The organism is Flavobacterium sp. (assembly GCF_031363805.1).
In the GTDB taxonomy this organism is placed as follows: domain Bacteria; phylum Bacteroidota; class Bacteroidia; order Flavobacteriales; family Flavobacteriaceae; genus Flavobacterium.
The window spans coordinates 1-9,121 of the sequence record NZ_JANLVD010000057.1 but is presented as its reverse complement, the minus strand read 5'-3'; the positions used below and the strand labels follow the sequence as shown (position 1 = coordinate 9,121).

7 protein-coding genes, 1 other RNA gene and 1 pseudogene are annotated in these 9,121 nt (G+C 32.7%); 8 read left to right on the top strand and 1 reads right to left on the bottom strand.

Annotated features, from left to right (window positions below):
- The 6 genes and pseudogenes from RMN92_RS03470 to RMN92_RS03445 form a co-directional block, all read left to right on the top strand.
- The coding region (locus RMN92_RS03470; protein ID WP_309608071.1) for a translocation/assembly module TamB domain-containing protein at positions 1-2,578 on the top strand (2,578 nt) is incomplete at its 5' end.
- Between the two features lie 122 nt (positions 2,579-2,700).
- Positions 2,701-3,687 (top strand): 6-phosphofructokinase, encoded by a 987-nt coding sequence (gene pfkA, locus RMN92_RS03465; protein ID WP_309608070.1) that lies wholly within the window; start codon positions 2,701-2,703, stop codon positions 3,685-3,687.
- A 109-nt stretch (positions 3,688-3,796) separates the two neighbouring features.
- Positions 3,797-4,801 carry a type I glyceraldehyde-3-phosphate dehydrogenase gene (gene gap / locus RMN92_RS03460; protein ID WP_309608069.1) on the top strand — a complete coding sequence of 335 codons (1,005 nt, stop codon included), beginning with the start codon at positions 3,797-3,799 and terminating at the stop codon, positions 4,799-4,801.
- Positions 4,802-4,973: 172 nt separating this feature from the next.
- Positions 4,974-5,822 carry a BadF/BadG/BcrA/BcrD ATPase family protein gene (locus tag RMN92_RS03455; RefSeq protein ID WP_309608068.1) on the top strand — a complete coding sequence of 283 codons (849 nt, stop codon included), beginning with the start codon at positions 4,974-4,976 and terminating at the stop codon, positions 5,820-5,822.
- Positions 5,823-5,861: 39 nt separating this feature from the next.
- Positions 5,862-6,229 (top strand): annotated as a pseudogene (locus RMN92_RS03450) (methylglyoxal synthase).
- Positions 6,230-6,342: 113 nt separating this feature from the next.
- On the top strand, positions 6,343-6,924 hold the full coding sequence (locus RMN92_RS03445; protein ID WP_309608067.1) for a hypothetical protein: 582 nt from the start codon (positions 6,343-6,345) through the stop codon (positions 6,922-6,924).
- A gap of 118 nt (positions 6,925-7,042) precedes the next feature.
- On the opposite strand, the gene RMN92_RS03440 is transcribed toward RMN92_RS03445, so the two are convergent.
- On the bottom strand, positions 7,043-8,110 hold the full coding sequence (locus RMN92_RS03440; RefSeq protein WP_309608066.1) for a glutaminyl-peptide cyclotransferase: 1,068 nt from the start codon (positions 8,108-8,110) through the stop codon (positions 7,043-7,045).
- A gap of 88 nt (positions 8,111-8,198) precedes the next feature.
- On the opposite strand from RMN92_RS03440, the gene ffs reads away from it, so the two are divergent.
- Positions 8,199-8,296, top strand: an RNA gene (gene ffs, locus RMN92_RS03435) — signal recognition particle sRNA small type.
- Between the two features lie 230 nt (positions 8,297-8,526).
- The coding region (locus tag RMN92_RS03430; RefSeq protein ID WP_309608065.1) for an SDR family oxidoreductase at positions 8,527-9,121 on the top strand (595 nt) is incomplete at its 3' end.

The following is a 9,121-nucleotide window of genomic DNA, read 5'->3' as shown; positions in this document are numbered from 1 at the left end:
TTACAATAAATTAATTGAAATATTTTTGCCTGAAATATCTCTTGGGGAAAATACCGTCATGAAAGGAAATATAAATTCAGATAATGATGAATTTAAATTTAATTTTAAGTCTCCAAATATTACAGTTTATCAGAATTATTTTGACAATGTAAATATTGAAATTGATAATAAAAATCCATTATACAATGCTTACGTTGAAATGGATAGCATTAAAACTAAATATTATAATGTATCAGATTTCACCTTAATCAACGTAACTGCAAACGATACATTGTTTTTTAGATCTGAATTTAAAGGCGGCAAAAAAGCAAATGATTTTTACAATTTGAATATGTACCACACTATTAATAAAGACAATAATAGTGTCGTTGGAATTAAAAAATCTGAAGTAAATTTTAAAGACTATTTGTGGTTTATTAATGAAAATGACAGCAAAGACAACAAAATTATTTTTAATAAAAAATTAACAGATTTCTCTATAGAAAAAATTGCAATGACTCATGAAAACCAAGCTATGGAACTCATGGGTGTGTTGCGAGACTCTACTTATAAAGATTTAGAATTGTCATTTAAAGATGTAAATATTGATAAAATTACCCCTTCTATTGACAGTTTGAATTTAAAAGGAAAAGTGAATGGACAAATTAGTTTTAAACAAAATAAATCAATTTACGAACCTTCATCATCTTTGTCTATTGATAGTTTAAGTATTAATAAATTTGATTTAGGTAAATTAAATATTGATATAAAAGGCGACAATACATTTACCAATTTTAGTGTTAATTCTGTTTTGAAAAACAAAGAATTAGAATCATTTTCTGCCGATGGAAATGTAATGATCGAAAACAAAAAAACATTTCTAGACTTAAATTTGCGACTCAATAGTTTTAATTTGGCCGCTTTTGGACCACTCGGGGGAACCGTGATTACAGATATTCGAGGGCTAGCCTCTGGAACTGCAAAGTTCGAAGGTGAATTGCAAGAACCCGAAATTACAGGTCGTTTGTATTTAAACAAAACAGGTTTGAAAATTCCGTATTTGAATGTTGACTATAATTTTGAAAATAACTCAATTGTAGATATCACCGAAAGTGAATTTGCCTTTAGAAATATAGGTTTAATTGATGAAAAATACAAAACTACAGGACTTTTAACAGGTGGAATTCGACACACCAAATTTGCAGATTGGTTTCTAGATTTGAATTTATCATCAGATAGAATTGTGGCATTGGACACAAAAGATTCCGACGAATCGCTATATTATGGAACCGCATTTATTGATGGTGAAGCCACTATAAAAGGACCAATTAATGGTTTAGTGATCAATGTAAATGCTAAATCTGCCAAAGGAACATCCATCAAAATTCCAATTGGCGATGCAGAATCGACATCAGAAAAAGATTATATCCGATTCAAATCCAAAAAAGATATTGCAAATACTGATAAAAATCAAAAATCAAAAAACTACAATGGAGTGGAATTAAATTTTGAATTAGATATCACCAAAGATGCTGAAATTGAAGTTATTATTGATAAAAATACGGGTCACGCACTTAAAGGTCGTGGATATGGTGGTATTTTGATGGAAATTAATACATTAGGAAAATTTAATATGTGGGGAGATTTTCAGGTGTATGAAGGTTCCTACAATTTTAAATATGGTGGTATTATTGATAAAAAATTCAAAGTAAAAGAAGGTGGTTCAATCACTTGGGCAGGCGATCCTATTGATGCGACTTTAAATATGGAAGCCGTTTATAAAACCGAAGCCAATCCAGGGATTATTTTAGACAATTCAAATTTTACGAAAAAAATTCCAACGGAAGTCACCATTCGATTAACAGAAAAATTAACAAATCCTGTTCCAATGCTCGATATTACCTTTCCTACAGTAAGTTCGGTTTTAAAATCTGAATTGGAATACAAACTAAGCGATAGTGATGTTCGCCAAAAGCAAGCTATTTATTTACTTTCATCTGGTAGTTTTTTAAGTGATAAAGGTGTGGATGATACAGCCATTACAGGAAATTTACTGGAAAGAGCTAGTAGTTTGTTTGATGACATTTTTTCTAGTGATGATGATAAATTTAAAGTTGGATTAAATTATGTACAAGCTGATAGAAGAAATTTGGAACTACAAACTGAAGGTCGAGTAGGAGTTACTTTGTCTACCCAAATAAGTGACAAAATCACAATAAATGGAAAATTGGGAGTTCCTGTTGGTGGTATAAACGAATCTGCTGTGGTTGGAGATGTTGAAGTTCAATTGCGTTTAAACGAAGATGGATCGCTCAATGCTAGAGTTTTTAATCGTGAAAACGATATAAATTATATAGGAGAAGGAATTGGTTATACCCAAGGACTAGGAATTTCTTACGAAGTAGATTTTAATACTTTTAGAGAATTAATTCGTAAAATTTTGAATTCTAAAAAAGTCATCAATAATAAAAAATCAAAGGAAGACGAAATTCCTGATTCAGATTTAACTCCAGAATTTATACAATTCGCAGAACAGCGTCAAAAAAAGGCAACTGAAAAGCCAAAAACTCCAGAAGAAACTATTCCTGAGCCAAATTAGATAACAGTTTATTAAAAACTTATTAACGAAAACGTTTGAGATGACAATAATGCGTTAATTTTTAACATTTCTTTTATTTAATAGCAAAATTCTTTATTAATTTTACAGTTCAATAACAATCAATGTCAAAAACAATAAAAAAAATTGGAGTTCTCACTTCAGGGGGAGATTCACCAGGAATGAATGCCGCTATTAGATCTGTAGTCAGAACTTGTGCTTATCATAATGTAGAATGCATAGGAATATATAGAGGTTACCAAGGTTTAATTGAAGGTGACTTCAAAGAAATGGGGCCAAGATCTGTCAATAATATTGTTAATAAAGGTGGAACTATATTAAAATCTGCTCGTTCAAAAGATTTTATGACTGTGGAAGGTCGCAAAAAAGCACACCAACATCTTGTGGATGCGAAAATTGATGCTTTGGTTTTAATTGGTGGCGATGGTACTTTTACAGGAGCAGAAATATTCAATAATGAATTTGATTTTCCAGTTATGGGAATTCCTGGAACTATAGACAATGATATTTTTGGTACAAGTCACACTTTAGGTTACGATACCGCTTTAAATACAGTAGTCGAAGTCATCGATAAAATTCGAGATACCGCAAGTTCCCACAACAGACTATTTTTTGTAGAAGTTATGGGTCGAGATGCTGGACACATAGCACTCAATGCTGGAATTGGAGCAGGAGCAGAAGAAATTCTTATTCCTGAAGAAAATTTGGGGTTGGACAGATTGCTAGAATCTTTAAGAAAAAGCAAAGCTTCTGGGAAATCTTCAAGTATAGTTGTCATTGCAGAAGGTGATAAAATTGGTAAAAATGTTTTCGAACTCAAAGATTATGTTGAAGAGCATTTGCCAGAATATGATGTTCGAGTATCTGTTCTTGGTCATATGCAACGCGGTGGTTCGCCATCTTGTTACGACAGAGTTTTAGCTTCTCGTTTGGGTGTAAAAGCGGTAGAATCATTGCTCGAAGGAAAATCGAATTTCATGGTAGGAATTTTGAACGATGCAGTAGCATTGACACCATTGGAACAAGCCATCAAAGGACACACAGAAATTGATAAAGAATTATTAAGAGTTTCAGATATTATGTCAACATAAAAGTTTATTTGGTTATTTTTATTTTCGTTTATTCGAAAAAAACACGAATAACTTACATTAACAAATCAACGAATCAACGAATTAACGCATTAACGATTAAACAATAAAAATGTCAAAAGTAAAATTAGGAATAAACGGTTTCGGTAGAATTGGAAGAATAGTTTTTAGAGAAACCCTCAATAGAGACAATGTAGAAGTAGTGGCTATAAATGATTTGTTGGATGTAGATCATCTGGCTTATCTATTAAAGTATGATTCAGTTCACGGTCGTTTTGCAGGAAAAATAGAAGTAAATGACGGTAAACTTTATGTAAACGACAAACACATTAGAGTAACCGCAGAAAAAGATCCATCAACTTTAAAATGGGACGAAGTTGGAGTAGATGTTGTTGCAGAATGCACAGGAATTTTCACCACTTTAGAAACTGCCCAATCTCACATTAATGGTGGAGCAAAAAAAGTAGTTATTTCTGCACCATCGGCAGATGCGCCAATGTTTGTTATGGGAGTAAACCATGAAAAAGCAACTGCAAATGACAAAATTGTTTCAAACGCTTCTTGTACAACCAATTGTTTGGCACCATTGGCGAAAGTAATCAATGATAATTTCGGAATTGTAGAAGCTTTAATGACCACAGTTCATGCAACAACGGCTACACAATTAACTGTAGATGGACCATCAAAAAAAGATTTCCGTGGTGGTAGAGCAGCCTTATTAAATATTATTCCAGCTTCAACTGGAGCCGCAAAAGCCGTGGGGAAAGTTATCCCAGAATTAAATGGAAAACTAACAGGAATGTCATTACGTGTGCCAGTTGCCGATGTTTCTGTAGTAGATATGACCGTAAAAGTTGCCAAAGAAACCACTTACGAAGAAATCATGAAAGTTATAAAAAATACCTCAGAAACAACCATGAAAGGAATTTTAGGTTACACTGAAGACGATGTAGTTTCCCAAGATTTCGTATCCGATCCACGCACCTCAATTGTAGATGCAAAAGCAGGAATTGGACTCAACTCAACTTTCTTCAAAATAGTATCTTGGTACGATAACGAATATGGTTACTCAAGCAAACTGATCGATTTATCGGTACACATTGCAGGTTTAAAATAATTTTATATATTTACAAAGTCCCGTTAGTTTTAAATTAGCGGGATTTTTTTTTGAAGCTATTCCCGCTATACGTTTCAATCTGTCATTGCTATCGGGGCTAGAACAAACATTACAATCACAATTTAGCATTTTAGAAAAAATCTAAAATCTAAAATCTAAAATCTAAAATTAAATGAAACTACTCGTAGACAGTGGCTCAACCAAAGCCGATTGGATTTCTATAGACGATGCTGGAAAAGTATTGTTCACCTCACAAACCCTTGGGCTTAATCCAGAAGTACTCAACAAACAAGAAATATTGCATCGACTTAATGATAAATTCGATATTTCTCACAATAAAGGTAAGGTTACCCATCTATTTTTTTACGGAGCGGGTTGCGGAACCGATAGAATGAAAATTTTTTTAACCGAAGTTTTTCAAGCCTATTTCCCTAAAGCAGCAGTTTCAGTTCATGAAGATACTTACGCCGCAGTATACGCAACTACGCCAAAAAATGAAAAAGCAATAGTCTGCATTTTAGGAACAGGTTCAAATTGTAGCTATTTTGACGGCGCAATTTTGCATCAAAAAGTACAATCACTAGGTTACATTGCTATGGATGATTGTTCAGGAAACCGTTTTGGGCGTCATTTATTGCGTGGCTACTATTTCAATAAAATGCCAGCTGATTTGGCCAAAGAATTTGAAACAACTTATAACGTTTTGCCAGATCCTGTCAAAAATAATTTGTATAAAGAACCCAATCCAAATGCCTATTTAGCAACTTTTGCTAAGTTTTTAATCAAACACAAAGACACCAATTTTTGCAAAAAATACATCCATGAAGAAATGGAATCTTTTGTAGAAAACTACATCAAACAATTTGATAATTATAAAGATGTACCCGTACATTTTATAGGATCAATAGCATTTTATCTAAAAGAAGAACTACATAAAGTTTTAGAAAAACACAACATAAAAATTGGAAAAGTACTCCGCAGACCAATAGATGGGTTGATTGAATATCATATTTTAAATTAAACAATTGCTTTATTAGCAATAAAATCCAAAATCAATATAATGGAAATTGCAATCATTGCCACGATAGAATGAAAGCCAATATGGTTCATTTTCTAAATAAAAACGCCAAACTTTTACATACCCAAACCATTACCTTAATTGCTACTGGAACCACTGGTACACATGCTAAAAACGCAGGCTTTAAGGTAGAAAAAATGCTTTCTGGTCCCATTGGTGGCAATCCGCAAATAGCCGCAAGAGTTGCCAAATGAAAAACACAAATAGTTCTCTTTTTTAAAGACATAAACTCAAGTCACCCTCACGAAGTAGATATCAATATGTTAATTCGTGTTTATGATGTTCACAATGTACCACTGGCAACCAATGAAGCCACGGCTCAATTGTTATTAAATGCTTTAGTACTATAAATTTAATATGCATTTATGCTATAATTGGAATATTTTTGTACATTGGTCAAACCAAATAAACTAAAATTATGAAAAAAATTGTGCTTCTTCTACTACTTCTTTTTTGCGGAAATATGTATTCCCAAAAAAAGAAAAGATCTTCAAAAGCAAAAGTGGTAACTTCAAATATTATTGCAAAAACCGACAATCTTACTGCGGAATTAATAAAAGGTAGTTTTTATGTATTTCGAATAGATAAAACAGCAAAAAAAGATACTTTATTACTAAAAACTTTTTCGTCAACGGCTACTCCAACCGATTGTGTAATCAAAAAATTTACAGCAAAAGCACTGCCTTTGTATTGCATTACTTGGACAGAAAATACGTCAAATGATAGTAGTACAAAAAAAGAATTGATTGTTTCAAAAAACGCACAAATTTGGAATCCAGCTACCAAAACACAATTGTTCACCAACACACAAACATCTACCAATATAAAAGAACAAGTATTTCTTGATAAAAATAGAACGGCATCCGAAACTCAAGAGCGAAACCGAAACGAAGGCTTCACTTTCACATTGCTACCAGATGGCGATTTTACCCTAAAAAACAAATCGTACGAAACGAAATATAGTTTAAATACCACAACTATGAAATTTGAAGTTCCAAAATCTTCTTCAGCAGTACAACCCAAACCCGTCAAAAAGAAAAAGTAATAAAAAAAACGAGCTGATGCTCGTTTTTTTTGTTCAAAACAATTTAATTTGTGAAAATTCGTGAAATTTGTGTTGAATGATTTTGTATTTGGAAGAGAAATTATAATCCAAAATTAAACTAATTCTCAATTCTAATCTCAAACATTTTATCCCAATTTTTCCCAGTTACAAAAAAAGTTTTTGTTTTAGGATTGTAAGCAATTCCGTTTAAAACATCAATATCTGGATGTTTGGTCACTTTATTTTTTAAATCAACCAAATTCAAAACACCTTCCACTGCGCCCGTTTTTGGATCAATTATCGCAATAGCATTTTTCGTATAAATATTGCCATAAATTTTACTATCTACCCATTCCAATTCATTCACAGCAGGAATTTTTGTCGATCCAGAATATATTGTTAATTCCTGTATTAGTTTAAAATTCTCAGGATTTATAATATGTATATTTTCAGTACTATCGCTCATATACAGATTTTTACCATCATTTGTCAAACCCCAGCCTTCCATTTGTTTGTAGTATGGCAAGGTTTTTATTTTCTTAAAATTATCAGCATTGTACACATAACCCTGATTATTTTTATAAGTCAGTTGGTACACCTTATTGTTTAAAACGGTAATGCCTTCTCCAAAAATTTCATCACCAAGTTCAACTTTTTTAAATACTTTCCCAGTCTTATAATCAGTTTTTCGCAAACTCGAAATACCACGAATTCCAGTTCCTTCTCCAGCCCCGTTTCCTGTGCCTTCATAAAGCGTATCTCGGTAAAATTCCAAACCTTGCGTGTAGGCTTTAATGTCGTGCGGATAAGTATTCAAGATTGTGTATTTCAATAATTCGGGTTCAACACTCGATACCACTTCGATTCTGGTGTCGGTTTTAGTACTGTCATTTTCAAAATAAACAATAGCCTTCAAATTTTTGTAACCCAATTTTTCGTTAGTCAATGCAAAATCAAATTTGCTATTTCCTTTAACCGAACCAATTTTTTTATCATCGTTAAAATACAATACAGAATCAATAGTTTTTCCCTTTTCATTTTTTAGCTTCAGTCCAACAACGTCATCGGTTGTTAGTATCAACTTAAATTTGGTCTCATCAAAAGAAAATAATTTTTTTTTGTCGCCCGTACAATTACTAAAAACTGAAATTAAACTTATGATAGCGAATAGGTTATATTTTTTCATTCTAAATATTTTTATGTTTACAAGATACATTACAATTTTATATAAAACAATGCACTTGCAAAAATACAAAAAGATTGTATATTTGCAACGGCAAGTCCTACACGACCAGCTCCTGCAAACTCCTCCAGGGTGGGAACGCAGCAAAGGTATGTGGTTGAGCGGTGCGATGTAGGTCGCTTGCCATTTTTTTTAATCTTCCAAATTTGGAAGATTTTTTTTTGGAGCTGTTCCTGCTTTTCTCTACAACCTTTTGTTCACAAACCTTTTTTTGTAGCCGCTTGCAAGAGCTTCCTTTGGTCGCTTTGCAAACGCCACAAAAAATAGTTTTCTTTCACAAAAGTGTTTTCGCTGCAATCAGGGCTACAATGTAACTTTATATTTTAAAATAGTATATTTGCTAAATATTAAAAATCCAAATGAAAGTAGTTTTAATCACTGGCGGATCCTCAGGAATAGGCAAATCTATCGGAGAGTTTTTGCACCAAAAAGGTTATATTGTTTATGGAACAAGTAGAAATCCAGAAAGGGTTCAAAAATCTGTATTTCCAATAGTCGCTTTAGATGTCAGAGATGTTAGTAGCATTCAGAAAGCGGTAGCATTAATTACTAGAAACGAAAAAAGGTTGGATATTGTAATCAATAATGCTGGCGTTGGAATAACTGGTCCTTTGGAAGAAATTCCAATGGAAGAAATTAAAAATAACTTCGAAACCAATTTCTTTGGCCCTATAGAAGTCATGAAAGCAGTTTTACCACAAATGAGAGCTCAAAAATCTGGGTTAATTATCAATATTACCTCTATTGCGGCTTATATGGGATTGCCGTACCGAAGTATTTATTCAGCTTCCAAAGGTGCATTGGAAATTATTACGGAAGCATTGCGAATGGAAACCAAATCATTTGGTGTTCACATTACCAATGTAGCGCCTGGCGATTTTGCAACAAATATAGCTGCAGGTAGGTTTCATGCGCCCGTAATTTCTGGATCAGATTATGAGTTGGCTTATGGTC